At 43.1% G+C, this 24,929-nt stretch carries 24 protein-coding genes and 1 tRNA gene; 7 read left to right on the forward strand and 18 right to left on the reverse strand.

Annotated elements, in window-relative coordinates:
* Positions 1–13: 13 nt before the first annotated feature.
* Entirely contained in the window at positions 14–514 is a 501-nt protein-coding gene (locus tag ACQZ43_RS04995; protein WP_430614851.1) for a cupin domain-containing protein, read from the reverse strand.
* A gap of 99 nt (positions 515–613) precedes the next feature.
* Between ACQZ43_RS04995 and ACQZ43_RS05000 the strand changes: the two genes are divergently transcribed.
* Genes ACQZ43_RS05000 through ACQZ43_RS05010 form a run of 3 tightly spaced genes read left to right on the forward strand, consistent with a single transcriptional unit; the run spans position 614 to position 3,410 of the window.
* On the forward strand, positions 614–2,047 hold the full coding sequence (locus tag ACQZ43_RS05000) for a PLP-dependent aminotransferase family protein (protein ID WP_430614852.1): 1,434 nt from the start codon (positions 614–616) through the stop codon (positions 2,045–2,047).
* 36 nt (positions 2,048–2,083) lie between these two features.
* Positions 2,084–2,437: an ISAon1 family transposase N-terminal region protein gene (locus tag ACQZ43_RS05005; RefSeq protein WP_430611753.1), complete on the forward strand. Its 354-nt coding sequence runs from the start codon at positions 2,084–2,086 to the stop codon at positions 2,435–2,437.
* A 37-nt stretch (positions 2,438–2,474) separates the two neighbouring features.
* Positions 2,475–3,410, forward strand: a complete 936-nt coding sequence (locus tag ACQZ43_RS05010) for an ISAon1 family transposase (RefSeq protein WP_430611751.1) — start codon at positions 2,475–2,477, stop codon at positions 3,408–3,410.
* Between the two features lie 355 nt (positions 3,411–3,765).
* On the opposite strand, the gene ACQZ43_RS05015 is transcribed toward ACQZ43_RS05010, so the two are convergent.
* Positions 3,766–3,845, reverse strand: a tRNA-Leu gene (locus ACQZ43_RS05015).
* A gap of 157 nt (positions 3,846–4,002) precedes the next feature.
* Between ACQZ43_RS05015 and ACQZ43_RS05020 the strand changes: the two genes are divergently transcribed.
* The 4 genes from ACQZ43_RS05020 (at position 4,003) to ACQZ43_RS05035 (ending at position 6,916) form a co-directional block, all read left to right on the forward strand.
* Positions 4,003–4,944 (forward strand): ribose-phosphate pyrophosphokinase, encoded by a 942-nt coding sequence (locus ACQZ43_RS05020; protein WP_430614853.1) that lies wholly within the window; start codon positions 4,003–4,005, stop codon positions 4,942–4,944.
* Positions 4,945–4,973: 29 nt separating this feature from the next.
* Positions 4,974–5,585 (forward strand): 50S ribosomal protein L25/general stress protein Ctc, encoded by a 612-nt coding sequence (locus tag ACQZ43_RS05025; RefSeq protein WP_430614855.1) that lies wholly within the window; start codon positions 4,974–4,976, stop codon positions 5,583–5,585.
* A 137-nt stretch (positions 5,586–5,722) separates the two neighbouring features.
* A complete protein-coding gene (gene pth / locus ACQZ43_RS05030) occupies positions 5,723–6,289 on the forward strand; it encodes an aminoacyl-tRNA hydrolase (protein WP_430614856.1) in 567 nt (188 codons plus the stop codon).
* A 78-nt stretch (positions 6,290–6,367) separates the two neighbouring features.
* Positions 6,368–6,916: a hypothetical protein gene (locus ACQZ43_RS05035; protein WP_430614857.1), complete on the forward strand. Its 549-nt coding sequence runs from the start codon at positions 6,368–6,370 to the stop codon at positions 6,914–6,916.
* A 574-nt stretch (positions 6,917–7,490) separates the two neighbouring features.
* Here ACQZ43_RS05035 and aspS read toward each other — a convergent pair.
* The 16 genes from aspS to nuoE form a co-directional block, all read right to left on the reverse strand.
* Entirely contained in the window at positions 7,491–9,239 is a 1,749-nt protein-coding gene (gene aspS, locus ACQZ43_RS05040) for an aspartate--tRNA ligase (RefSeq protein ID WP_430614858.1), read from the reverse strand.
* 192 nt (positions 9,240–9,431) lie between these two features.
* Positions 9,432–10,595, reverse strand: a complete 1,164-nt coding sequence (locus ACQZ43_RS05045) for an MFS transporter (protein WP_430614860.1) — start codon at positions 10,593–10,595, stop codon at positions 9,432–9,434.
* 96 nt (positions 10,596–10,691) lie between these two features.
* Complete coding sequence (locus ACQZ43_RS05050) at positions 10,692–11,759, reverse strand: NADH:flavin oxidoreductase/NADH oxidase (protein WP_430614861.1); 1,068 nt, start codon at positions 11,757–11,759, stop codon at positions 10,692–10,694.
* A gap of 147 nt (positions 11,760–11,906) precedes the next feature.
* Positions 11,907–12,254 carry a helix-turn-helix domain-containing protein gene (locus tag ACQZ43_RS05055; protein ID WP_430614862.1) on the reverse strand — a complete coding sequence of 116 codons (348 nt, stop codon included), beginning with the start codon at positions 12,252–12,254 and terminating at the stop codon, positions 11,907–11,909.
* A gap of 185 nt (positions 12,255–12,439) precedes the next feature.
* Positions 12,440–14,182 carry a hypothetical protein gene (locus tag ACQZ43_RS05060; protein ID WP_430614863.1) on the reverse strand — a complete coding sequence of 581 codons (1,743 nt, stop codon included), beginning with the start codon at positions 14,180–14,182 and terminating at the stop codon, positions 12,440–12,442.
* A gap of 60 nt (positions 14,183–14,242) precedes the next feature.
* On the reverse strand, positions 14,243–14,527 hold the full coding sequence (locus ACQZ43_RS05065) for a hypothetical protein (protein WP_430614865.1): 285 nt from the start codon (positions 14,525–14,527) through the stop codon (positions 14,243–14,245).
* A gap of 221 nt (positions 14,528–14,748) precedes the next feature.
* The gene (locus tag ACQZ43_RS05070) at positions 14,749–16,131 is read right to left on the reverse strand and encodes an NADH-quinone oxidoreductase subunit N (protein WP_430614866.1); all 1,383 of its coding nucleotides are present in this window, start codon (positions 16,129–16,131) and stop codon (positions 14,749–14,751) included.
* 55 nt (positions 16,132–16,186) lie between these two features.
* Positions 16,187–17,620: a complex I subunit 4 family protein gene (locus ACQZ43_RS05075; RefSeq protein WP_430614867.1), complete on the reverse strand. Its 1,434-nt coding sequence runs from the start codon at positions 17,618–17,620 to the stop codon at positions 16,187–16,189.
* 9 nt (positions 17,621–17,629) lie between these two features.
* The gene (nuoL, locus tag ACQZ43_RS05080; protein ID WP_430614868.1) at positions 17,630–19,516 is read right to left on the reverse strand and encodes an NADH-quinone oxidoreductase subunit L; all 1,887 of its coding nucleotides are present in this window, start codon (positions 19,514–19,516) and stop codon (positions 17,630–17,632) included.
* Between the two features lie 6 nt (positions 19,517–19,522).
* Positions 19,523–19,843 (reverse strand): NADH-quinone oxidoreductase subunit NuoK, encoded by a 321-nt coding sequence (gene nuoK / locus ACQZ43_RS05085; RefSeq protein ID WP_430614869.1) that lies wholly within the window; start codon positions 19,841–19,843, stop codon positions 19,523–19,525.
* Between the two features lie 2 nt (positions 19,844–19,845).
* On the reverse strand, positions 19,846–20,352 hold the full coding sequence (locus ACQZ43_RS05090) for an NADH-quinone oxidoreductase subunit J family protein (protein WP_430614870.1): 507 nt from the start codon (positions 20,350–20,352) through the stop codon (positions 19,846–19,848).
* Positions 20,353–20,354: 2 nt separating this feature from the next.
* Positions 20,355–20,897 (reverse strand): NuoI/complex I 23 kDa subunit family protein, encoded by a 543-nt coding sequence (locus tag ACQZ43_RS05095; RefSeq protein WP_430614871.1) that lies wholly within the window; start codon positions 20,895–20,897, stop codon positions 20,355–20,357.
* Between the two features lie 5 nt (positions 20,898–20,902).
* Entirely contained in the window at positions 20,903–21,934 is a 1,032-nt protein-coding gene (nuoH, locus tag ACQZ43_RS05100; protein ID WP_430614873.1) for an NADH-quinone oxidoreductase subunit NuoH, read from the reverse strand.
* A gap of 12 nt (positions 21,935–21,946) precedes the next feature.
* Positions 21,947–22,972, reverse strand: a complete 1,026-nt coding sequence (locus tag ACQZ43_RS05105; RefSeq protein ID WP_430614874.1) for a 2Fe-2S iron-sulfur cluster-binding protein — start codon at positions 22,970–22,972, stop codon at positions 21,947–21,949.
* Between the two features lie 53 nt (positions 22,973–23,025).
* A complete protein-coding gene (nuoF, locus tag ACQZ43_RS05110; RefSeq protein ID WP_430614875.1) occupies positions 23,026–24,393 on the reverse strand; it encodes an NADH-quinone oxidoreductase subunit NuoF in 1,368 nt (455 codons plus the stop codon).
* A 4-nt stretch (positions 24,394–24,397) separates the two neighbouring features.
* The gene (gene nuoE, locus ACQZ43_RS05115; protein ID WP_430614876.1) at positions 24,398–24,928 is read right to left on the reverse strand and encodes an NADH-quinone oxidoreductase subunit NuoE; all 531 of its coding nucleotides are present in this window, start codon (positions 24,926–24,928) and stop codon (positions 24,398–24,400) included.
* Between the last annotated feature and the right edge of the window lies 1 nt (position 24,929).

Raw genomic sequence — 24,929 nt, forward strand, 5'->3', positions numbered from 1 at the left:
ATACGGTTTTAAATTACAAGTCTCTTCCTTCTTCTTCGCGCAGTGCTACACCTAAATTTTGCAATTGAGGGGCATTTTCACAGGCCACGTATTTCGCTGCTTCGCTTTCGCTGGTGTTTTGGTGCCTGTGCCACGCCCAAGAGGGAATGTAAACCGCATCTCCTGCCTTCCAATGGATGCGTTCATTTTCCACTTCGGTCCACCCCTGTCCTTCTATGACGTATAATACGGTTTCGTAAGTGTGGCGGTGGCGGTTGGTCAACTGTCCGGGCAATAGGCCTCCTATGGTCATACTGACGTTTTTACTCGGCAGGTCGACGAAGAAAACCGGGTGTTTTCGCTCGGTGGAAAAACTGTCGTGAACCCCAGCTTTCTCAACTTCGCGGTGAATCAGGTGGGTGGGTGATACAAAAACGGGTCTCGCATAGGTCTGATGAAAATCCTTGGAACTGAAATTGGGCTGTTCGACTGCGATCGCCTGCTGTACATTGATGGAATCATTAGGTTTTGTCATGATTAAAAAGTTTGGGTTATTTCGCATTGTTGCAAGACAAAACTACGCTAACTTAGGACTATCAAAATAACACAGTTTTTATATAAATAGCTAGTCCAGATGTTGAGACCTTGGAAATTGGAAATACAGTTAGATAAGCAGTTGCGGCAGGCGATTTACCTTCAAATTGCAGATGCGATTATCGCAGATATACAATCGGGAAGGTTGCCGAAGGGAACCGTTTTGCCGGGGAGTCGCAAATTGGCTCAGGATTTAGGCGTCAATAGGAATACGGTTGTCGAAGCCTTGCAGGTGTTGGTCAACGAAGAGTGGTTGGTGGCCAAGGAGCGCAGCGGCACTTTGGTGGCCGATGTTTTACCTGTTTTGACCGCGCGTGTCAAGGGCGGTGTTTCCGAGAATACTGCCGTTGCTGCGGGAGTTCATTACGGTATTCGCTTTGACGACGGACACCCGGACAGCAAGATAGCACCGGTAGACGAATTGGCTCGGGCATACCGACAAATCTTTAAGCGACAAGCCAAGTGGCAGATAATGGGGTATGGAGATGCCTACGGCGATTTAGAATTTCGCAGAGCGGTGGTCAATATGCTCAATCACCTGCGGGGGATGCGGACAAATGAAGCGGCGATTTGCATTACGCGGGGCAGTCAAATGGCGATGTACTTAACAGCGCATTGCCTTTTTGAACCAGGAGACTGCGTGCTGATTGAAAATCCAGGTTACCAACCAGCGTGGAAGGCCTTTGAAAGCTCGGGGGCAACATTATTGCCCGTTGGAGTCGACAAGGAAGGCTTGGTGATTGAAGAAGTGGTGGCCTATTTGGAAAAACACCCCAACGTCAAGGCGATTTATACCACGCCCCACCATCAGTATCCGACAACGGTGACTTTGAGTCTACAGCGGCGGCTTGAATTGATTCGGCTATCCAATAAATATGGTTTTGCCATTATTGAAGACGATTACGACAACGAATTTCACTTTGGGTACCGGCCCGTATTGCCTTTGTGCAGTTATGTGGAGTTGGAAAATTACGTATATATAGGAACGATGAGCAAGGTGGTGGCACCGGCATTGCGAATTGGGTACTTGGTGAGCAATCAAGAGCAGCTGTTGCAAAGAGTCGGTGCCCTGCGCAAGATTATCGATGTGCAAGGAGATGCGATTATGGAGCAAGCCGTTTTGCAGCTGATTCAAGACGGTGCAATCAAACGGCATTTAAAAAAGGCCACCGCGTATTACAAGGGTAAGCGGAACTTTACCGCGGCATTGCTGACAAAGTATTTAAAGGAAAAGGTCGATTTTTCCATACCCGAGGGGGGATTGGCCTTTTGGATCGTTCCCAAGAAGCCGGTGAACTGGAAAAACTTGTCCACGCGACTTCAGTCGCGATCCATGGAGATCATTTCGCCGAGTTCGTATAGTTTCCAAGGAGAGGAGGGAAATGGAATACGATTGAGCTACGGTTCGCTGCCGGAAGAACAGTTGGAGCTGGGCATAAAAAAGGATCATTCTCAAAAGTTGTGTGTGAATTAAAAAAAACTTCCGATTTTTGCAAAAAAAAGAGATACTGTGGACAACTATGTAGAGTTACTTAAATTGATATTACCCGAATTCTTAGTAGAGCATTTTGATTTGGTAAAAACCACCAAGCAAGCAGAAATTATGCATCTTTATTTTGAAGAGCGCAATGTTGTTCCCATAGAGCATCAGGACCTTATCTTGGTTGCTCACGGTTTCCACAACGAAACCACCATACAAGACTTTCCCTTGCGAGGAAACAGTGTTTATCTTCACGTGAAACGCCGAAGATGGCTTGAGAAGGAATCTCGCAAATTAGTGCAAAGAGACTGGGAATTAGTAGCTAAGGGAACTCGTATGACAACAGAGTTCGCTTCTTTTTTAAAAGAAATTAATCGATACTAAGACCAGTGACTGTCGTACCATTGGTGGTTTCTTTGGTGTGGATGGCAAAAAACTACAGCGACAATACAAAGAATCCTTAAGTGACTTTCGTAATTGGAGTGTAAAGGATCACGCAAAAGAATGGCTTATATATCCCGAGAACATAGGTCCTTATCTTTCTATAGACGAAACAGCATTGTCTAAGGGGGAATTATACACAATCATAACCAATAAAAGAGCTAAAGGAAAAAAGGGAAGCTTAGTAGCCATATTTTCAGGAACTAAGGTTGAACCTATTGTAGAGAAACTACTTACTATCAGCTCAAAAATTAGAAGAAAAGTACGCGAAGTAACCTTAGATATGGCTAGTTCTATGAAAAACATTGTAAGCAAGAGTTTTTCTAACGCCATACAAGTAACTGATCGTTTTCATGTACAAAAATTAGCCATAGAAGCCTTACAAGACATTCGTATTCAGGAACGCTGGAAAGCGTTGGATAACGAGAATCAAGCTATTAAAGAAGCCAGGAAAGCAAATATAGCGTACGTTGCTCAAGAGTTTGAGAACGGAGACACTCCAAAACAACTCCTAATAAGAAGTAGATATTTGCTATGCATGGATAGCGATAAATGGACTGAAAATCAAAAAACTAGATCCAAAATTATCTTTAGAGAATTTCCTGTCATAAAACAAGCTTACAATCTTGTACAAGGACTGCGAAACATTTATAATACAACAACAGTAAAAGAAGTCGCTTACACTAAACTAGCACATTGGTATAATAAAATCGAAAACAGTAATCTCAAAACATTTAATACGGTAGTCAATACCATACAGCTAAACTATCAATCTATTTTAAACTATTTTGACAACAGAAGTACCAATGCTTCTGCAGAATCCTTTAATGCCAAAATCAAAGCTTTTAGAACTCAGTTTAGAGGCGTAAGAGATATAGAATTCTTCTTATATAGATTAGTCACTATTTTTGCATAAACACAACATTTAGGATTGATCCATAAAAAAGTTGTCGGAAGTTTTGGATATCGATGACGAGGAATAGATTGGAGTGCAGTGTTTGTCGTAGCGCTCATTTACAGCTTCGTCGATTCGCATATAGGCTTCTCTAATACAATATTATAAAACAGAAAAACAGTTGGTAATCGGGTTTTAATAATCGTCTTAATTGATGATTAAGCCAGAATCGGATATAGTGGATTGCGATTTTTTACAAAGCAAATAGGGTGTTCGGTAAAAGTGCGTAAAATGGCTTTATGCATCCTGTATCCGTTGTTCAAAACGAGACTAATACAAATAAAAAACCCTGATTACGTAGTAATCAGGGTTTTAGTACCCGGAGTGGGAATCGAACCCACACTCCAAGGAACACGAGTTTGAGTCGTGCGCGTCTACCAATTCCGCCATCCGGGCCTCAGTGTTTCTCTGTATTGAGATTGCAAATGTAGACAAATATTTTTTAAAACAAATAATAAATGCAAAAAAAATCACTTTCTAAAATATAATTTATAAATTTGCAGCAGCGAAAAACAACCACGACAAACTAACTAACTACAAAACAACAAATTAAATGACACACCTAGAACCGGATGCAAAAATTTTTGCTTGTTCTCAAAGTGTAGATCTTGCTAAGAAGATTGCAGAACATTACGGAGTAGAATTGGGGAGGGTTACTTTATCACATTATAGTGATGGAGAATTCCAACCATCATTTGAAGAATCGATTAGAGGAATGCGCGTTTTCCTAGTCTGTTCTACTTTTCCAACCTCGGACAATCTGATGGAGTTACTCTTAATGATCGATGCAGCCAAAAGAGCTTCTGCTAGACATATTACAGCAGTGATTCCTTACTTCGGATGGGCGAGACAAGATAGAAAAGACAAACCCAGAGTTCCAATAGGAGCAAAATTAGTCGCTAAGTTATTGGAGTCTGCCGGAGCAACTCGTATCATGACCATGGATTTACACGCCGATCAGATACAAGGGTTTTTTGAAAAACCGGTGGATCATTTATTTGCATCGACTATTTTCTTACCGTATGTCAAGAGTTTGAATTTGGAAAACCTGACGATTGCTTCTCCAGATATGGGAGGTTCTAAGAGGGCGTATGCGTATTCGAAATTTTTGGATTCCGATGTCGTGATTTGTTACAAACAAAGAAAGCAGGCCAACGTGATTGATTCTATGGAATTAATCGGCGATGTCAAAGGCAGAAATGTTATACTGGTTGACGATATGGTCGACACAGGAGGTACTTTGGCCAAGGCAGCAGATATGATGATGGAGAAAGGAGCGGTAAGCGTGAGAGCCATTTGTACGCACGCCATATTATCCGGTGGTGCTTATGAAAAAATTGAAAATTCGCAATTGGAGGAGTTAATTGTAACAAACTCTATTCCCTTGAAAAAACAAAGCCCAAAAATCCGAGTGATTGATTGTGCACCGCTGTTCGCCGACGTGATGCAGATGGTACAAAACAACAAATCGATTAGCGGCAAATTTATCGTTTAGAAATAGTATTAATAATTAAATAAAGTTAAATGAAATCAATTACAATTAAAGGATCAGAAAGAGAAAGCGTAGGCAAATCGGCAACGAAAGCAGTACGTAATGCTGGATTGGTTCCTTGCGTGTTATACGGAGGGGTTCAAGAAGCAGTTCATTTTACAGCAGAAGAAAAAGCTTTTAAAAGCTTGGTTTACACTCCAAACGTACACACAGTTGTTATTGAATTGGAAGGTGGTAAATCTTTCAATGCAATTCTTCAAGACATCCAATTTCACCCGGTAAGCGGAAGCATCCTTCACATGGATTACTACCAATTGCACGAGGATAAAGAAATTACTATGGACGTTCCAGTAAAACTTTTAGGTAATTCTAAAGGTGTTATGGCTGGTGGGGTTCTTAACTTGAACTTGCGTAAACTTAAAGTTAGAGCGTTGCCTGCAAATCTTCCTGACTTCGTTGAAGCGGATATTACAAACTTGGAAATGGGGAACAAATTGTATGTAACGGATTTAGTTACAAACAACTATAAAGTTTTGCATACAGACAACACTGTAGTAGCTCAGGTGAGAATTTCACGTGCGGCAATGAAAGCAGCTCAAGAAGCAGCAAAAGCAGCAAAAACTCCTGCAAAAGGTAAAAAATAGTTCTTCTTTTTAGAACAATTGATCAAGCACCAGTCTAACTGGTGCTTTTTTTTTGGATTAAATCCTTGTAGTGTTACGGGGTTTCCTTTATTTTTGTGGCTAACGAGGGAAATCCTCCATTTATAAAGCATCATTCCATGAAGAAGTTCCTGATTGTAGGGCTGGGTAATATCGGCGCTGAGTATGTCAATACCAGACACAATATCGGTTTTAAAGTCGTTGATTTTCTGGCCGCGGAAGCTGGAGTTCCCTTCGAAACGGTTAAATTAGGAGCCTTGGCCGAAGTAAAAATCAAGGGACGAACCCTGTTGTTACTCAAGCCAAATACCTATATGAACCTCAGTGGTAGGGCGGTAGCCTTTTGGTTGGAGAAGGAAAAAATTCCCCTCGAAAACCTATTGGTCGTTACGGACGATTTAAACCTGCCTTTTGGCGCATTGCGCATCAAGGCCAAGGGATCCGATGGCGGTCACAACGGATTAAAGAGCATACAGGCCACCTTAGAGACGGTAAATTATCCGAGGTTCCGCTTCGGAATCAGCGATGAATTTAAAAAGGGGCAGCAAAGTGATTATGTATTGGGTAACTGGGACGACCAAGAAAAAAAGGCCTTGCCCGAACGCCTGCAAGTAGCTAGCGATGCCCTAAAATCCTTTGCCCTAGCCGGACTTAATAATACGATGAACGAATTTAACGGCAAGTAAATTTGCAGCTAGATTGCGAACAATCGAGGCGTATACCACCGTTGAGCAAACCAAAATTTATGTAATAAAAACAGCACTATGAAAAAACTCCTAATACTGCCTTTAATTTTCCTCTTGGTGGGTTGTACACCCGTAAAACGCACCTTAAAAGAGACCAATTCAGAAACTGCCATGAATAAATTTAAGATAACTTCCTATTGCCCCATCGAAGGCGATTGCAAAGTCAGCCGCATTCCAAACGTCTCTCTCGTAGTTAAAAAGGACGTCGATGGCGGTGCAACCGGTGGAATGTATTATGAATTGGTAGAAAATATCGGTACCGAAGTCGTGATTTATACCTACGACAAGGCGACTGACAATGCCTTACAAGACGGTTTCTACAAAGAGGAAATCATCTTTGAAATCCCGTCGGTTTCCCAACGCATGATCTTGGAAAATCGCGTGCTTCAAGATGTAAAAATGCTTTTTGGCCGCTTTTGTTACTGCAAGGGACAAGCGGGATACTTTTTGGTTAAGCAGGGTAAATTGGATCTGAAAAGAACCGATAAGAACGTCAAAGCCTCCTTGAGTTTTAACGTTATTGAAGTGCCGCAACTCATCAATAAGGTGTCGTTTACGGTAGAATAACAACGGAGGTATTACACTATACAAAAAGGCTGTCTCTTAACGCGAGACGGTTTTTTTTTGCTTATTCGCGGATTTGTTTATTCGCCAGTTTACGTAAAGTAAGGCAGTTTCCGAATTAAAAAAGTAATCATTTCGAATTCACCACAATCCAAAGCGAATCAGCCTTTTGTTGCGTTTTCGCCAGTGTATGTAAAGTATCGCAGTTTCCGAATTAAAAAAGCAGACATTTAGAATTCCCACGACCCAAAGCGAATCAGCGCATCCGCCTTTTGTTGCTTATTCGCCAGTTTACGTAAAGTAAGGCAGTTTTCGAATTAAAAAAGTAGGCATTTCTAATTCATCACAACCCAAAGCGAATCCGCGCATCCGCGCATCCGCCTTTTGTTGCTTATTCGCCAGTTTATGTAAAGTACGGCATTTTCCGAATTAAAATAGTAGGCATTTTCGAATTCACCACAAACTAAGGCGAATCCGCGCATCCGCGAATGGACGCATCCGCTTATAGAAAAGATCCTAAAATACAAAGAGGCTGTCCTTTTGAGACAGCCTCTTTCCAATATGTATTATCGTATAATTATGCTTTTAAAACGAGGTTTAACTCGGTCAATTGAACCGCGTCGATTGCTGCAGGTGCATCGATCATCACATCTCTACCGGAATTGTTTTTCGGGAAGGCGATAAAATCGCGTATGGTTTCCTGACCGCCTAAAATCGCTACCAAACGATCCAATCCAAAGGCCAATCCGCCGTGTGGAGGTGCGCCATATTGGAAGGCATTCATCAAAAAGCCAAATTGTTCTTCTGCTTGTTCTGGGGTAAATCCGAGGTATTTAAACATCAATTCCTGAGTGGCTTTATCGTGTATACGAATCGATCCACCACCGATTTCATTTCCGTTTAATACCATATCATAGGCGTTGGCGCGAACCTTACCGGGATCTGTTGCTAAAAGCGCGATATCTTCCGGTTTTGGAGAGGTAAACGGATGATGCATGGCATGGAAACGTTGGCTTTCTTCATCGTATTCAAACAACGGGAAATCCACCACCCATAAGGGGGCAAATACATCGGACTTTCTCAATCCCAAACGCGTAGCCAATTCCATTCTCAAAGCGCTCAATTGCGCACGGGTTTTGTTGGCCGGTCCGGAAAGCACCATGATCATATCACCTACTTCTGCGCCTGTAGCCGTTGCCCAAGCTTTTAAATCGTCTTGGTCATAGAATTTATCTACAGAAGATTTGTATGTTCCGTCTGCTTCAACCTTACAATAAACCATTCCCGTTGCACCAACCTGAGGGCGTTTTACCCATTCGATTAAAGCATCGATTTCTTTTCTGGAGTAGCTAGCCGCTCCAGGTACAGCAATACCAACCACCAGTTCTGCGCTGTTAAAAACCGCAAATTCCCTGTGTTGTGTTACGGTATTTAATTCTGCAAATTCCATACCGAAACGGATGTCCGGTTTGTCGTTTCCGTATTTTCTCATGGCTTCGTCATAAGTCATTCTCGGAAAATCTGCGGCGTCTATATTGTGAATCGACTTTAATAAGTGCTTGGTCATTCCCTCAAAGGTGTTCATCACATCTTCTTGGTTTACGAACGCCATTTCACAGTCGATTTGCGTAAATTCTGGTTGTCTATCCGCGCGTAAATCCTCATCTCTAAAACATTTGACGATTTGGAAATAGCGATCCATACCACCCACCATCAACAACTGTTTAAAGGTTTGTGGCGATTGGGGTAGGGCGTAAAACTGACCCGGGTTCATACGTGAGGGTACCACAAAGTCACGCGCTCCTTCTGGAGTCGATTTGATCAAATAAGGCGTTTCTACCTCACAAAAATCCTGTGCCGACAAATAATTTCTAACCTCCTGCGCTACTTTATGACGAAACAACAAATTGTTTCTAACCGGATTTCTACGGATGTCTAAGTAACGGTATTTCATGCGAATATCCTCGCCGCCATCCGTTTCGTCTTCTATGGTAAAAGGAGGGGTTTTGGACTCGTTTAATATCGTAAGTGATGTAACTAAAACCTCAATATCTCCCGTGGGAATGTGGTTGTTTTTCGCTTCGCGTTCAATGACTTTTCCCGTCACTTGAATCACGAATTCCCGACCCAAGGATTGAGCCATCTTAAAAACCTCCTGCTCCGTGCGATCGGCATCAAAAATCAACTGCGTAATTCCGTAACGGTCGCGCAAATCGACCCAAATCATAAATCCTTTATCGCGGTTTTTGGCAACCCAGCCCGATAAGGTGACTTCTTGATCGATATCGGCAGCTCTTAAAGCTCCACAATTATGAGTTCTATACATGCTTATTATTTTTAGACAAATTTAATAACTTATAGTGAATACAAATAAAGTTTGGACAATTAGTTCCACAACATTTGTTTATTTCTGCTTTTTACAGCTTTTTTTTGGCAATACCTTCGGTCCGGGCTATCCATTCTATCTTTGGTGTCGCAGGCGCCACCAAAGGATGCCATTCCTATCCCTATTGCAAACCTAGGTGGTGCGGAGTTTGGCGGCCCGTTGAGTCAACAAAAAAGCAAAGGCCATCAACGCCCCACAAGCCGCCATACCCGCACCGACCAATTCCGGTGAATTGTATCCAAAGCCCATCGCTATGGGCAATCCGCCCAAATAGGCACCGAGGGCATTTCCGACGTTAAAACTCGCCTGACCGGCGGATGCTGCTAACATCTCCGAACCCTTGGCAGAATTGATTAAAATCATCTGTAGGGGCGAGCCGATGGTAAAGGCGACTAAGCCTGTAATAAACGACATCAAATACGCCATAAATTCAATGTGAACCGTAAAGTATACGATGATCAAACAAAGCGTCATGGCCGAAAACGAATAGATTGCCGCTTTAGTCGGCGAAAACGTATCGGCTACCCGGCCTCCGATTAAATTACCCAATACCATACCCAGTCCGACCAATATCATGATAAACGGTATCTTGCCGCCTTCAATCTTGGCTACATTGGTCATCAGCGGCGCAATATAACTCATCCACGCAAACAAACCTCCGGTACCGATGGAAATCAAAGCCACGAGCAACCAGGCCTGCCAGGTTTTAAAGAAAGACAATTGACTTTTGATATTGGTGTTTTCTTGAGGTGCTATTTTGGGAACCCAGAAATACAAGGCCAGTAAGGTGATTAATCCCATCAAACTGATGATGGCATAGGTGTATCTCCAATTAAAGTGGTGGCCGATATAAGTTCCAATTGGTACACCGAGTAAATTAGCAACCGTAAGCCCGGTAAACATGATCGAAATCGCTTGGGCTTCCTTGCCTTTCTGGGCGAGCTGACTCGCCACTACCGAACCCACGCCAAAGAAAGCGCCGTGCGGCAAGCCCGACATAAAACGGGTGATCAATAAGGTATTGTATTCCGGTGCCAATACAAACAAAGCGTTAAACACAAAGAAGATCAACATCAAAAACATCAAAACGTTTTTGGGCGGGTATTTGCTCGACAACAATACCAATAGGGGCGCACCGATAACCACGCCCAAGGCGTAGGTCGATATAAAATGTCCGGCAGTGGGTATGTCGATTTGCACGTCTTTGGCAATATCGGGGAGTATGCCCATCATCGTAAATTCGGTCATTCCAATGGCAAGACCTCCGATAGCTAGGGCAATTAAACTTTTGTTCATAGAATATAAAATGTTGTTTTTTATGGTAATACCATAAAGTTTAAAAGTTCCCTAAGCAGGGAACTGGGGTTATTTATTGTTGTGAGGCTGTGCTTGCTATAAGGACGCTCGTTCGTAAGCTTTGGGCCATGCTATAGGATGGCCTAATGTTTTTGCAGCGCTAAGCACAAAATGCGGGTCTCTTAAAAAAGCTCTGGCGATAAAGATCAAATCGGCTTGGTCGTTTTGGAGTAGGTCTTCGGCTTGTTGTGCTTCGGCTATTAGGCCCACGCAACCCGTAGTCATTCCCGTTTGTTCTTTTATAGCCGTCGCAAATGGCACCTGATAATTGGCAACAGCCGTGATCTTTTGATGGGCTACAGCTCCACCGGTAGAAACGTCGATCACTTCAACACCGCGTTCTTTTAAAATCGCAGCGAGTTGTATGGACGATTCCAAATCCCAACCGCCTGCTGCCCAATCCGTAGCAGATATGCGTACCCATAGCGAACTGTCGGCTGTTAATTCGAGTTTTACCGCGTCGATAACCTCCAACAGAAAGCGAATCCTATTGTCGAAACTACCGCCGTATTCGTCGGTCCGCGTATTGATCAACGGCGAAAAGAACTGATGAATCAGGTAACCGTGTGCACCGTGTAGTTCTATAATTTGGTAACCCGCTTTTATCGCTCTTGCGGCCGCTTCTCGAAACGAAACAACCAGCGCTTTGATTTCAGCAATGCCCAAAGGCAGTGGTGGATGTTCGGACTCGCGAAACGGAATTGCCGACAGCCCTCTGGTTTGCCAGCCGTTTTCGTGATCAGGCGTCAATTGCTCGCGACCCAACCACGGTTTATTGCTGCTCGCCTTGCGTCCGGCATGAGACAATTGTATTCCCGGTATACTGCCTTGCGATTTGACAAAAGCCGTTATCTCTGCTAATTTTGTAATATGCTCGTCTTTCCAAATTCCCAAATCTCCATAAGAAATACGCCCGTCGGGGGTAACGGCCGTCGCTTCTTGTATAATAGCCGCAGCTTGCCCAATGGCAAACTGGCCCGTATGTACCAAATGCCATGCTGTTGCGAAGCCATCTTCTGAAGAATATTGGCACATGGGCGACACGACAAAGCGGTTTTTAAGTTCGAGGTTTTCTAATCGGAGGGGTTGGAAAGATCTAATCATCTGGCATTTTTTAAAAACAATACTGTTTTAAGACCACAAAATTACAAAAAGCATTAGCGATGTACGGACTTTTGACCGAAATTATTTTTGGCGCGTTCTCACAGGCCACTTATGGCATCTATGGGGACAATACCTAGTTAAACGCAGTTATGAGGAAGCTGCCTTTTGCAATTCTGCGCGCAAATGGGTTATCAACGCGTCCTTTTCTCTCAATTGTTTCTCTAGTTTGAGCATCATAATCTGCAACATTTGCTGTATGGGAAGCTGACAATATCGTTCCAAGGGCGTTTCTTCTTGAAAGCGCACGAGATCTTCAGGAACAATATGAAATATTTTGCAAAAGGCCTCAATGTGATTCACCCAAGAATTGCTCTTGCCTCTTTCCATACGCGCATAGGTAGATTGCGAAACATACAACATATCTGCCAAAACTTCCTGGCTGAGTCCGTGTTGTATGCGGAGTGTTTTTAGTTTTTGACCTATCAGATGATTCATTTAAAAGTCGTTTTTAGACGAAACGTAAGCTATAGGTAGAAGTGAGCTTGGTTTTGCGGGTTACTGTTGAATTAGAACACTTATTTTTTTATAAATAAACGATATTTATTGTAGCGCAGTACTGTTAAAGTTCTTATTTAACACAAGTTAACCTGCATTTTTTCGTATATTAACTAGAAGGGGTATTATAAGTTCTTCCATTTTAGATAGAAGCTCCCGGCAAGTTTTTCCATACCGACAATTCGGTTTGCCCTGTTGTTGGCATCGAATTGAATAGTTGCCGAAATGATGGCCTCTTCGTTCGATATCGGGAATTTTTTTTCAACTAATAGCCGGTCCATTTTTGAATTGTGTTTTTGAAAGAGCAATTGATGGTTTTTACTATCCATAATCAACAAACAGATATTTTGGTCCGCGTCAACTTTGGCATGCCAAACAGCACTCTGTGTTACAATGGGGTTATAGGCCGTAATAAGGTTCATTTTGGTTTCTTGTTCATCGACTACGGGGGTAAAATCGTCGAGCTGTCGGAGCTTTTCTGGAAATAGCTGTACCACCTCATAGCGGTTTTGTTTGCTTTCAATGGATTTTTTGTCAAAGATCTGTACTTCGCCTAAGTATTTGTCGAAGAGATACAAGCGGTTTGCAGTAGCGGTATAAAAGGAAACCTTATAGTAGTAACCCAGTTGGTTTTTTTTAAGGGCAATGGGGAGGTTTCCAATATCAACAAATTCGTCGTTGTGCTTATAAACGCGCAAAACCGGACTATCGCGATAGAATTTGGGATCAAAGGGGTTGTTGTTAAAATCGCTTTGATCGAGTTGATACCCACGTGTGGGCCAACCCTTGTACAGCGGGAAGGCAAAGTAGTCGTCGAAAAAGGGTTGATAATAGCTGTGTGAAACAAAAAATGGCGATGGGGGTAGGGTATCGTTGAACTGTACATCAGTTTCAAAGCGGATGATGTTTTTAACGCTATTTGCCCCGCTTTCTTTTTCGATAAATAGGGTGGAATTGGCGTAGTATGAGGCCTTGCCCTCATACCATATATCGGGTACCGAAGCGGGAATTCGGGTATTAGCCCTTTCGTCTACATAAGCATCTAAGTAAATGACGCGAGCTATACCGGTATCCACAAAGTCTTTTTTTATTTTCTTTCTATATTCCTCATCGTCTTTTACGTCGATATAAAGTTCTTCCGGTTCTGGAAAGTACTCTTGGATCAATTGCCCATGCAGGTCATAAATCAATACCGCATTGGTGGTGGCATCGGTAAGATAGATATATGAGGTATTCGCGTTAAGACTGCGCGGATTGACTAGGTTGGGCGCGTTTAAAGTCCGAGAATCATCCCAAAAAGCATTGGTGACTGTCGAATTTTCTTTTTTTATGGCAGCGACTTCTTTACAGGCTTGCAGCGCGTTGTTTTGAATGATTGATTCTATCCATTCGGAAGAAATAGCTGCACCAGCTAGGGTGTTGATACTGTAGAATAGGCCTTGTTCACGGTCTATTTTATACAATAGCGGATAAGCGAGATTGAATGTGGCTTGGTAATCGATAAGCGACGGATAGAAATCCTCGGTATCGTATACGATCAAGGCGAAATCGTCGAACTGTATCCCTGGTATCCCCTCGATGTAGGCCTCGTTTCTCACGCGGTCCTCTCCAGCCACCACTAGAACAACTTCCTTGTTGAGGTTTTTTAACAGCGCTGCCGTGGCCCAGATACTCGATTCACAACGGGGACAAGCAGCGGGACGAAAGTGCAAAAAGTAAACAGCTCCTTGCTTTAACCCCAACGAAGAAAAAGCAGTTGTAAGGGGGGCTTGCTGTCCGCAACGCGGAGCAACTTGAATAATGTGATCTTGAGCAACTGCCGGTAGTTGAAAGCATAAAAAGAGCGAAAGAAGAAGGATGTGTTTCATTTGCTGAGGCTTGATGGCTAAAGTAGCGCCGGAGAGCATCCAACGCTACTGTTTTTTAGATTATTTTTCTACTGTGGTAAACTGAATATCGGCACCTTGGATGTTGCCGTCTCGATCAAAAGGTCCCGTAATGGCGGCGACTCTTAAGAGAAAAGTCTTGGAACTTCTGGGGGTTTTCACCGCTACTAGGGATCCAACGGATAAGTGGGCTTTTTCTTTCAGCGCCACGTCTGCACAAACGATGCGGTCTCGGTTGGGACAGTATGTTACTTTATTGCCTTCTACAACCATTCCTCCGGAACCGTATACTCGCGTTGTTTCGCCTGCCAATAAAGTAAGGCTCATAAAAAGTGTCGTTAAGACAAAGAGAGTTTTTGTTTTCGTAATTAATATATTTTAAAGGTTTTATTAAAAATAATAAAAGTGTGTAATAGATGTTAACGAACAATTAGATAGTGATAGTCCATTTTTGCATAACAATGCCGTATGATGGTTAAAAAGTTTGGAACAAAAAAAAGGACCGTCTCTTTCGAAACGGTCCTTTTCAGTTGTTAAGCTGTTTTTGTTTATTTTAGCATATCTAAGATGATCGACGGATAAATTCCTATGGCGATACTGATCGTTACCGATATGATTCCCACTGCGTAATACGCCAGGGGAACTTTGATGGCTGCTGTTTGTTCGGCCTCCTCGTTTTTGGTGTAGAGTACGGCAATCACTTTAAAGTAATAGTAAATACTGATAAAGGAGTTAATCGCTCCGAAAATCACTAAGGTCAATTGATTGTTTTCCAAAGCTTGAGTAAACAAGAAGAATTTTCCAAAGAAACCGGCGAAAATCGGAATACCACCCATCGAAAGTAAAGAAGCGGTTAAGATTCCTGCCAATAGCGGATTGGTTTTGCCCAGTCCTTTAAACAGCGAAAGCATTTCCTCCTCTTTGTTTTTGGTCACTAAAATCACTACCGAAAAGGCGGCGATACCCGCAACGGAATAAGCTACGGCATAGTAGAACAAACTCGGTGCCGAATTGCCCAAATTTACCAAGGCCATCATCATAAAACCCGCGTGAGATATACCGGAATAAGCCAGTAAACGCTTGATGTTGTCTTGACGTAAGGCCATGATGTTTCCAACGGTCATCGTAATAATCGATATGATAACCAATGCCGTCATATAGCTGTCGGGCATGGTCACCGTAAGGCTAACGCTCAATTTGTAAAGGGTTGCAATAGCCACTACTTTTGCCAAAGTACTCATCAAAGCCGTGGTCAAAGTAGGGGAGCCCTGATATACATCGGGTGCCCAAAAGTGAAACGGAACTGCTGCAATTTTAAACAACATACCCACGATCATCATCAGCACACCGATTTTATACCAACCCGGTATAGTACCCGTTGCGATTATGCGGAATATTTCGTGTAAGTCAAACGAAGCGGTAGCACCGTAAATCAACGCGATACCAAACAGGATAACTCCCGAGGCAAAAGATCCCAAAAGGAAGTATTTCATACCGGCTTCGTTGCTCTTAATCGATGTTCTGTTGCTTCCCGCTAAGATGTATAAGGTAATCGAAAGGATTTCCAAGCCCAGGAAAAACATCGCCATATTGCCAAAACTCACCATAGAAACCGCACCTAGCAATAGGAACAGCTTTAAGGAGATGTAATCCGAAATTTTTTGGGCGTCTTCTCTCTCGTAAAATTCCGTGCTTAGGGCCACCAAAAAAGTGGTCAAAACAATAAATAAACTGGAAAAAGAGACCGAAAAATTATTGACAAGAACCATATTGTTGTAATACGATTCGGTGACGTTGAGGTTGTTTAGGGTAATACCTAGAATGGCCAAGAGTCCTACGACAGTCATAGGGACGATTAATTTTCTCAAATTAACAATCTCTACTATCAGTACTAAAACCGCTAATGCTGCAATCGCTATTATTGTGTTCATTGGTGTTATTTAGGATTTATGATAATCGGACCGTAATCCGAGATCCATTATACTATTACTTAATATGTGAAACGATTTCTACCAAACTCGGCGTAATCAGATCGGTGATGGGTTTGGGGTAAATTCCCAAAAACAACACCACTCCGGCCAATACAACCAAGACAAAACCTTCTGTGAAATTCAAATCGGCAAAGGGTTTGCTGTTGGTTTCGCCCAACATCACTTTTTGGAACATTCTCAACATGTAAAAGGCACCAAAAATAATACTACTTCCTCCGATCACCGCATACCATATATTGATTTGGGACAAGCCGAATAACAGAGAGAATTCGCCGATAAAACTAAAGGTTCCCGGCAAACCTACCGAAGCAAACATCAAAATCATAAACAGCGACGACAATACAATCGCCTGTTGGCGAATACCGCCCATTTCTCCGATGTTGCGGGTTTGATACCTTCTGTAGATGATTTCTGCGATAAAGAACAAGCCGACGATAACAAAACCGTGTGCCAACATTTGGTAAACCGCTCCGCGCATACCATCAAGCGTTAGGGAATAGGTTCCCGCTGCGATCAAGCCAACGTGTGACAAAGACGAATAAGCAAAGAAGCGTTTGATATTGGACTGTCTTAAAGCAACAATAGCCCCGTAAACCACTCCAATTAAGCTCAAAACAATAATGGTACTCATCAAGTCTTTAGCCGCTTGTGGTGCGATGGGAATCTGCCAACGAATGATGGAATACAATCCCATCTTAAGCATAATACCCGATAAAAGCATCGTACCTACAGTAGGTGCTTTTTCATAAGTGGATGCCTGCCAAGTATGGAAGGGAAATATGGGAATCTTGATGGCATAAGCCAAGAAGAAGGCCAAGAAAATCCAATACTGTTCCGTCGATGTAAGCGATACCTGATAGAGATCTTGCAACAAAAAGCTTCCCGCCTTTTGATACAGATAGATAAAGGCCACCAACATAAAGATGGAACCGGCAAAAGTGTAGATAAAAAACTTGAGAATCGCCTTTTTGCGTTCCTCAAAAGTGTCATTACCCCAAAGTAAGGCGATGAAATAAATCGGAATTAAAGCCAGCTCCCAAAAGATATAATATAAGAATCCGTCTGAAGCCAAAAAGGTTCCCGTCATGGCAAAAGACATAAACACGACTAAGCCGTAAAAGGATTTGGCCTTTTCTATGCTACTGCCAAATGAAGAGAGCACGATCAACGGCGTTAACAGCGTGGTGAGCAACACCAACGCCAAAGCCAGTCCGTCTGCTTTTAAGGCAAAGAATATATTGGGTTTGTTCATCCATTGCACTACATAACCCGCATCAACCCCTTGTAGGTGCTGATTGATCAATAGTAAAGTCTCTGCAAAAGCGATAACTCCAACGAGTAAAGCCACTTTCGGAGCCATTTTGTTGCCAGAGAGATAAGTTGCCAGTGCGCCAACTAATAAAGTGATTAATAGTATAGTTACGTTCATTTTTATAAATTAACTTGCAATGAATAAATAGTAAAATAGGAAACAAATTCCGAAGACAAAGGCAAATAAATATAAACCGATATTTCCGTTTTGTGCTCTTTTTCCCTGTAGGGATAGTCCGTCTGCTATTTTAGCGAGTCCAAACACCGTTTGAGAGATACCCACTTCGACAAAATCCTTAAAGAAGGTTGCCAAGCTGTAGATAGGCGCAACAAACACTTTGTCGTAAATCTCGTCTATATAGTATTTGTTGTATAGCGTTTTGTGGAAACCCTTAATTTGGTCGTCTGCCACGGGTACTTCCGATTTTTTGATGTATTTGTTGTACGCAACTCCCAAGCCGATCAGGGCTCCAATAACGGCTAAGGCCATTAGGATATATTCGGTCATACCGAATACGTGCGGATGCGCTAGAGCGTTGTTTTTGATTACCGGAGCCAGGAAGCTGTTTAACCAGCTGCTACCCGGTAAGCTGATCGCACCACCTACCACCGATAGTATACCCAATACAATCAACGGGATGGTCATCGAGGAAGGACTTTCGTGTAAGTGTTCTTTTTGAGTAGCTGTTCCTCTGAAATCCTTAAAGAAAGTCAGGTACAACAAGCGGAACATATAGAAGGCTGTGAATACCGAAGCCAAAGCACCCAATATCCATAGTAAAATGTTTTCGTGGAAGGCCACCATTAGAATTTCGTCTTTGGAGAAGAAACCCGCGAATGGAGGTATACCCGATATGGCCAAAGTAGCCAATAGGAAGGTGATGTAAGTCACTTTCATATACTTTCTCAAACCACCCATTTGTCTCATGTCTTGTTCGCCACCCATAGCGTGGATAACAGAACCCGAACCCAAGAACAAACAAGCCTTAAAGAAAGCATGTGTAATCACGTGGAAAACGGCAATTTCATAAGCGCCGAACCCGATAGCCATAAACATCAGTCCCAATTGAGAAACCGTCGAATAGGCCAATACCTTTTTGATGTCGTTTTGCACCAATCCGATCGAAGCGGCAAATAATGCTGTACACGCTCCTACGATGGCAATGATATTTTGAACTTGTGGTGCTAAATCGAATAAAAAATTTAAACGGGTAATCATAAAGATACCTGCGGTTACCATGGTGGCGGCGTGAATTAAAGCCGATACCGGCGTTGGTCCAGCCATCGCATCGGGTAGCCAAGTGTATAAGGGAATTTGCGCACTCTTACCTGCTGCCCCTATAAATAAGGCTAAAGTAGCATAGCCAATCCAGGTACTTACATGGTGGGTAGTACCGTTGACTAAAGCCTCTTTAATCGTCATATAATCCAAAGTCTGGAATAAGTAACCCAAGATAAAAATCCCGATTAAAAAGCCTAAATCCCCAACGCGGTTCATGATAAAAGCCTTTTTGGCCGCATCGTTATACGATTGGTTTTTGTGCCAAAATCCGATGAGTAGGTAGGAGCAAAGCCCCACGCCTTCCCAGCCGATAAACATGATCAACAGGTTGCTACCCATGACCAAGAGTATCATAAAGAAGATAAATAAGTTGAGGTAGGCGAAAAACTTGTGGAAGTTTTCATCGCCCTTCATATAACTGGTCGAATACAGGTGAATCAAGGTTCCAATTCCCGTAACGAACAACAACCAGATGATTGACAACTGGTCGATTAAAAAGCCAAAGGAAACTGAGAATTTCTCCAAGGCCATCCAGTCGAATAAATGTATTTGTATAGCTTGCTGTGTTTGGTTGATTTGGAAAAACAAAACAACGCTAATCACAAAGGAAACGAATACCGAAGCCGTTGCTATAATTCCTGATCCACTGCCCAATTTCTTTCCGAAGAAGAAGGTCGTTAGAAAACCCAGTAAAGGGACTATTAATAAGAGTAAAATTACGTTTGTATCCATTCGGGATTATCCTTTTAAGTTTTTTAAATTGTCGATGTCGATCGATCCGATGTTTCTGTAAATCGCCACGAGTATCGCTAAACCTACGGCAACTTCTGCCGCGGCTACAGCCATGGTGAAAAACACAAAAACCTGTCCGGAGGCATCTTGATGCAAGGTCGAAAAAGCCACCAAGAGCAAGTTGGCCGAGTTCAACATGATTTCGATAGACATAAACATGACGATGGCATTTCTTCTGTACAGGATTCCAAAGACCCCTACACAAAATAGTATAACTGATAGATAGATATACGATTCAATTCCGATTATTTCTAAAACTCTTTCCATAATTAAGCGGTTTTATTATCTTTTTTAGAAATTAATACAGCCCCAATCATCGAGAGCAACAGCAATACCGCTGCCATCTCAAAGGGAACTACGTATTCGTTGAGCAATACTTGTCCGAGTACTTTAATCGATTGGAAATCCTCTCCCGAGCTCTTATAGGTTTCGATAATTGGATTGGCTTTCATCAAAGCCGAAATCATAAATAACCCGATTAAACTAAAGGCAACCGTTGCCGTAATCTTAACCACGATCGGCTTTTGGATTTCCGTACTGATGTTCAAATTCATCAACATGATGGTAAACAACATCAAAATCATGATGGCACCGGAGTAAACCATAATGTGTACCATGCCCAAAAACTGAGCATTTAATAATATATAATGACCCGCTATGGAGAAGAAACTCACCACCAGCCAGATAGCACTGTGAATGGGGTTCTTACTCAAGATGGTTAAAGCTGCGCTTCCGATAGTAATGGTCGAAAGGATATAAAATAGAATTTCTATCATAATTACGCGTGATTCTGTTTAGTATTCAGGATAGCCACATCGAGCGGCATCACCAATTGCTCTTTGCCGTAGATAAAATCTTCGCGATGGCTGCTTGACTTTACGATGGTCTTTGATTTGGTGAGGTAAATTGCCTGTTTCGGACAAGCCTCTTCACACAACCCACAAAAGATACAACGCAACATGTTGATCTCATAGATCTCGGCATATTTTTCCTCGCGGTACAAGTGTTTTTCCTCGGGTTTGCGCTCGGCCGATTTCATCGAAATCGCCTCTGCCGGACACGATAACGCACAAAGCCCACAGGCCGTACAGCGCTCTCTTCCTTCGTCGTCACGCATTAGGGTGTGCTGCCCTCTGTAAACCGGACTAAACGGACGGGTCTTCTCCGGATAACTGATCGTGACTTTCTTCTTAAACAAGTGTTTGAAAGTAACCATCATACCCTTGATAATAGCCACCAGGTATATCTTCTCCGACCAAGTCATGGTGGTGTTGGTGACCTGTTTTTTTCTGCCTGATAGGGAAATAGTATCTAAAGCCATGTTTTTTATTTTAAGAGTAAGATAACTACTGCTGTAATGATAATATTAAATAGCGCCAAGGGAATCAAGTTTTTCCATCCTAAATTCATCAACTGGTCGTAGCGGAAACGCGGTATCGTCCAACGTACCCACATATATACAAAGATGAAAAAACAGATCTTGATAAACAAGACGACGATTCCAATGATGTTCGCGGGATTAACGCCCCAGTTTTCCACAGCCCAATCCATACCCGGATAGTTGTAGCCACCGAAGTATAAAACGGCGATGATCGTTGATGAGATAAACATACTGGCATATTCCGCAAACAGGAAGAAGCCCATACGCATAGACGAATATTCGGTGTGGTAACCTCCGATTAACTCCTGCTCACATTCGGCAAGGTCAAAAGGCGTTCGGTTGGTTTCTGCAAACGAACACACCAAAAAGATCAGGAATCCCAACGGTTGGTAAAATACGTTCCAGTTCATACCCGATTGCTGAAGGGAAATCTCCCTTAAGCTCAGGGTTTGTGTCATCATCAATAAGGCAATAATCGAAAGCCCCATGGCCACCTCATAAGAAATCATCTGTGAAGCAGCACGCATAGCACTCATCAAAGAGAACTTGTTATTGGATGCCCAACCGCCAATCATGATACCGTAAACACTTACCGATAAAACGGCAAATACATACAATACCGCTACGTTGATGTCGGTCACTTGCAACAGTATATCGCGGCCAAATAAGTGTAGTCGGTCGCCCCATGGAATAACCGCACTGGTCATCAGGGCCACAGTCATAGAGATGGTAGGGCCTAAAATGAATAGGAATTTATTCGGGGTGTCCGGCGCGTACTCCTCTTTGGAGAAGAGCTTAAGTCCGTCGGCAAGGGGTTGCAATATACCGCCCTTACCCGCGCGGTTAGGGCCGATACGATCCTGAATCCAAGCGGCAATTTTGCGCTCCGCCAAGGTCGAATACATGGCCATAACCATAGTAATGGCAAAAACGATAAGGATGAGTACCCCCTTTTCTATGATGATAGTATTGTCCATTTTTGAATCAAATTATTTTTTAGCTTCCCCTGCTTTGAAAGGGATGTTTTTCATACTGATCTTAACGCGGTCTTGTTCGCGACCCTTTAAGATTTGTGCTTCGGTATCAATAACGACTTTATCCAAAGGACGGGTGTAATTGTTTTGGTTGATCACCGAGAATTTTTCAAATTTTCGCGGCCCTTCAATCACCCAATCCGCGGTGTCTTTATGGTCGAAACGACAGCTGTTACAGATAAATTCCTCCACTTCGTGGTAGATATCCTTACGGGCAGTCACTCTTTGTATTTCGTCTCCAAACATCCAAAGCGTGGTTTTTCCACAGCATTTATCGCAGTTTCTATGGGCGTTAAACGGCTTGTTAAACCACACCCGCGACTTGAATCGGAAGGTTTTGTCGGTTAGGGCTCCTACGGGACAAACGTCGATCATGTTTCCAGAAAATTCGTTGTCTATCGCTGCCGATACACAGGTGGAAATCTGCGAGTGGTCACCGCGGTTCAATACCCCGTGTACACGTCCGTCGGTCAACTGATCGGCAGTCATGACACAGCGGTAGCACAAAATGCAACGATTCATGTGCAATTGGATCTTATCGCCGATGTTTTCCGGTTCAAAGGTCCTTTTCTCCTCCTTAAAACGCGTGGCTTCTTTTCCGTTGTTGTAACTGAGGTTCTGCAAATCGCATTCTCCGGCCTGATCGCAAACCGGACAGTCCAAAGGGTGGTTGATCAACAAAAATTCGGTCACCGATTTTCGGGCTTCTACCACGCGGGGAGAAGATATGCTCTTCACCTCCATACCGTCCATAACTCCTGTAACACAAGAAGCCATTAATTTGGGCATCGGGCGTGGATCGGCCTCGCTTCCTTTGGCCACTTCGACCAAACAACAACGGCATTTTCCACCACTTCCCTTTAATTTGGAGTAGTAACACATAGCAGGAGGAACAGATTCTCCTCCAATCATTCTGGCTGCTTGTAGAATCGTTGTTCCTGGTTCTACCTCAATTTCATGTCCGTCTATTGTAACTTTCATAACTATATGTTTTAGGTCTGAAACCGATTAAGGCGTTCAAACGTAGGCTTAATTTATAGGGTTTTTGACGAAATCAAATGCTTCACACTTTCAAAGGGCTCAGCGACATAGTGATCTCTGTTTTTTATCTTTTCAGGGAATAAGATGTGGTATTCAAACTCTTCTCTAAAATGGCGTATCGCCGCTGCCACCGGCCATGCCGCAGCATCGCCTAAGGGACAAATCGTATTTCCTTCGATCTTGCCTTGGATGTCCCACAGCAAATCGATGTCTTCCATATTTCCAGTTCCCGTTTCTATGCGGTGCAAAACCTTTTCCATCCAACCGGTTCCCTCTCTACAAGGCGAACACTGTCCACAGCTTTCGTGGGCGTAGAATCGGGCAAAATTCCAAGTGTTTCTCACGATACAGGCCGTGTCGTTATACACGATAAATCCGCCTGATCCCATAGACGACCCCGTGGCAAAACCACCATCGGCCAAGGATTCATAAGTCATTAATCGATCCTCGCCTGTCGCCGTTTTGTAGATCAAATGCGCCGGGAGTATCGGTACCGAGGAACCGCCTGGTATAAGGGCTTTAATCGGACGATCGTCGATCATTCCGCCCAGGTATTTGTCCGAATTGATAAATTCCTCTACGGTTATACCCATTTCGATTTCGTAAACCCCAGGATTCTTTACGTGTCCCGAAGCGGAAATCAATTTGGTACCCGTGGAGCGTCCAACGCCTATTTTAGCGTATTCCTCTCCAGAATTCATCACGATCCAAGGCACGTTGGCGATGGATTCGACGTTGTTGACTACCGTAGGGTTTTTCCACAAACCACTCACGGCAGGGAAGGGAGGCTTGATTCGAGGATTTCCCCTCTTGCCTTCCAAGGATTCGATTAAGGCCGTCTCCTCACCACAGATGTAGGCGCCTGCGCCACAGTGTACGTGAAGGTCTAAGTGGTAATCGGTACCCAAGATGTTTTGTCCCAACCAACCCGCGTCATAAGCTTCCTTAATCGCGCGTTCCAATATTTTGTAAACCCACATATATTCTCCTCTGATGTAGATGTAAGAAAGATGTGCGCCTAGTGCATAACTCGAGGTAATCATTCCTTCAATCAACAGATGGGGAATGTATTCCATTAAAAAACGGTCTTTAAAAGTACCGGGTTCCGACTCATCGGCATTGCAAACCAAATGTCTGGGATTGCCCGATTTTTTGTCGATAAAACTCCATTTCAAACCCACGGGAAATCCAGCACCTCCACGTCCGCGCAAACCAGAGGTTTTTACCTCTTCGGTAATCTCGTCGGGTTGCATGGTTTTTAAGGCCTTCTCTACAGAGGCATAACCTCCGTTTTGACGGTAAACTTCATAAGTCTTGATACCCGGAATATTGATCTTATCTAGTAATATTTTTTTTCCCATGATACTATTTGTCGTGAAGAATTATTTTACCTGCTTTGCAGTCTTCTATAATTTGATCGATTTTCTCTTTGGTCAGATGCTCTTGGTAGAAATCGCCCAATTGCATCATCGGTGCATAACCACAGGCGCCTAAGCACTGTACACCCACTACGGAAAACATACCGTCGGGCGTGGTTTCCCCAGGAGCGATTTGCAGTTTCTCACAGGCGTATTCCAGCATGTCGTCTGCGCCTCGAATGCCACAGCATGAGGTCAAACAAAATTCAAACATATACTTGCCCATCGGTTTTTGATTGTACATGGAGTAGAAAGTCACTACTTCGTATACTTCGATCGGGCGAATTTGCAGAATCTCGGCAACCGCATCCATCAAATCGGTACTCAACCAATTGTCGTGTGCATCTTGAACCTCGTGCAATACCGGTAGTAAAGCAGATTTTCTTTTATCGGCTGGGTAATGGCCAATCAGTTCGTCTAAGCGAGCCTGAAGGGCAGGGGTAATATTTATCGTTTGTTTGTAAGCTGTCTTTTCCATA

Origin of the sequence: Flavobacterium sp. JP2137, from assembly GCF_050562195.1 — a bacterium.
Lineage (GTDB): Bacteria > Bacteroidota > Bacteroidia > Flavobacteriales > Flavobacteriaceae > Flavobacterium.

Excerpts from the sequence above, each read along its gene's own strand:
- ACQZ43_RS04995 (WP_430614851.1), bottom strand. The coding sequence starts at position 514 with ATGACAAAACCTAATGATTCCATCAATGTACAGCAGGCGATCGCAGTC.
- ACQZ43_RS05000 (WP_430614852.1), top strand. The coding sequence starts at position 614 with ATGTTGAGACCTTGGAAATTGGAAATACAGTTAGATAAGCAGTTGCGG.
- ACQZ43_RS05020 (WP_430614853.1), top strand. The coding sequence starts at position 4,003 with ATGACACACCTAGAACCGGATGCAAAAATTTTTGCTTGTTCTCAAAGT.
- ACQZ43_RS05025 (WP_430614855.1), top strand. The coding sequence starts at position 4,974 with ATGAAATCAATTACAATTAAAGGATCAGAAAGAGAAAGCGTAGGCAAA.
- pth (WP_430614856.1), top strand. The coding sequence starts at position 5,723 with ATGAAGAAGTTCCTGATTGTAGGGCTGGGTAATATCGGCGCTGAGTAT.
- ACQZ43_RS05035 (WP_430614857.1), top strand. The coding sequence starts at position 6,368 with ATGAAAAAACTCCTAATACTGCCTTTAATTTTCCTCTTGGTGGGTTGT.
- aspS (WP_430614858.1), bottom strand. The coding sequence starts at position 9,239 with ATGTATAGAACTCATAATTGTGGAGCTTTAAGAGCTGCCGATATCGAT.
- ACQZ43_RS05045 (WP_430614860.1), bottom strand. The coding sequence starts at position 10,595 with ATGAACAAAAGTTTAATTGCCCTAGCTATCGGAGGTCTTGCCATTGGA.
- ACQZ43_RS05050 (WP_430614861.1), bottom strand. The coding sequence starts at position 11,759 with ATGATTAGATCTTTCCAACCCCTCCGATTAGAAAACCTCGAACTTAAA.
- ACQZ43_RS05055 (WP_430614862.1), bottom strand. The coding sequence starts at position 12,254 with ATGAATCATCTGATAGGTCAAAAACTAAAAACACTCCGCATACAACAC.
- ACQZ43_RS05060 (WP_430614863.1), bottom strand. The coding sequence starts at position 14,182 with ATGAAACACATCCTTCTTCTTTCGCTCTTTTTATGCTTTCAACTACCG.
- ACQZ43_RS05065 (WP_430614865.1), bottom strand. The coding sequence starts at position 14,527 with ATGAGCCTTACTTTATTGGCAGGCGAAACAACGCGAGTATACGGTTCC.
- ACQZ43_RS05070 (WP_430614866.1), bottom strand. The coding sequence starts at position 16,131 with ATGAACACAATAATAGCGATTGCAGCATTAGCGGTTTTAGTACTGATA.
- ACQZ43_RS05075 (WP_430614867.1), bottom strand. The coding sequence starts at position 17,620 with ATGAACGTAACTATACTATTAATCACTTTATTAGTTGGCGCACTGGCA.
- nuoL (WP_430614868.1), bottom strand. The coding sequence starts at position 19,516 with ATGGATACAAACGTAATTTTACTCTTATTAATAGTCCCTTTACTGGGT.
- nuoK (WP_430614869.1), bottom strand. The coding sequence starts at position 19,843 with ATGGAAAGAGTTTTAGAAATAATCGGAATTGAATCGTATATCTATCTA.
- ACQZ43_RS05090 (WP_430614870.1), bottom strand. The coding sequence starts at position 20,352 with ATGATAGAAATTCTATTTTATATCCTTTCGACCATTACTATCGGAAGC.
- ACQZ43_RS05095 (WP_430614871.1), bottom strand. The coding sequence starts at position 20,897 with ATGGCTTTAGATACTATTTCCCTATCAGGCAGAAAAAAACAGGTCACC.
- nuoH (WP_430614873.1), bottom strand. The coding sequence starts at position 21,934 with ATGGACAATACTATCATCATAGAAAAGGGGGTACTCATCCTTATCGTT.
- ACQZ43_RS05105 (WP_430614874.1), bottom strand. The coding sequence starts at position 22,972 with ATGAAAGTTACAATAGACGGACATGAAATTGAGGTAGAACCAGGAACA.
- nuoF (WP_430614875.1), bottom strand. The coding sequence starts at position 24,393 with ATGGGAAAAAAAATATTACTAGATAAGATCAATATTCCGGGTATCAAG.
- nuoE (WP_430614876.1), bottom strand. The coding sequence starts at position 24,928 with ATGGAAAAGACAGCTTACAAACAAACGATAAATATTACCCCTGCCCTT.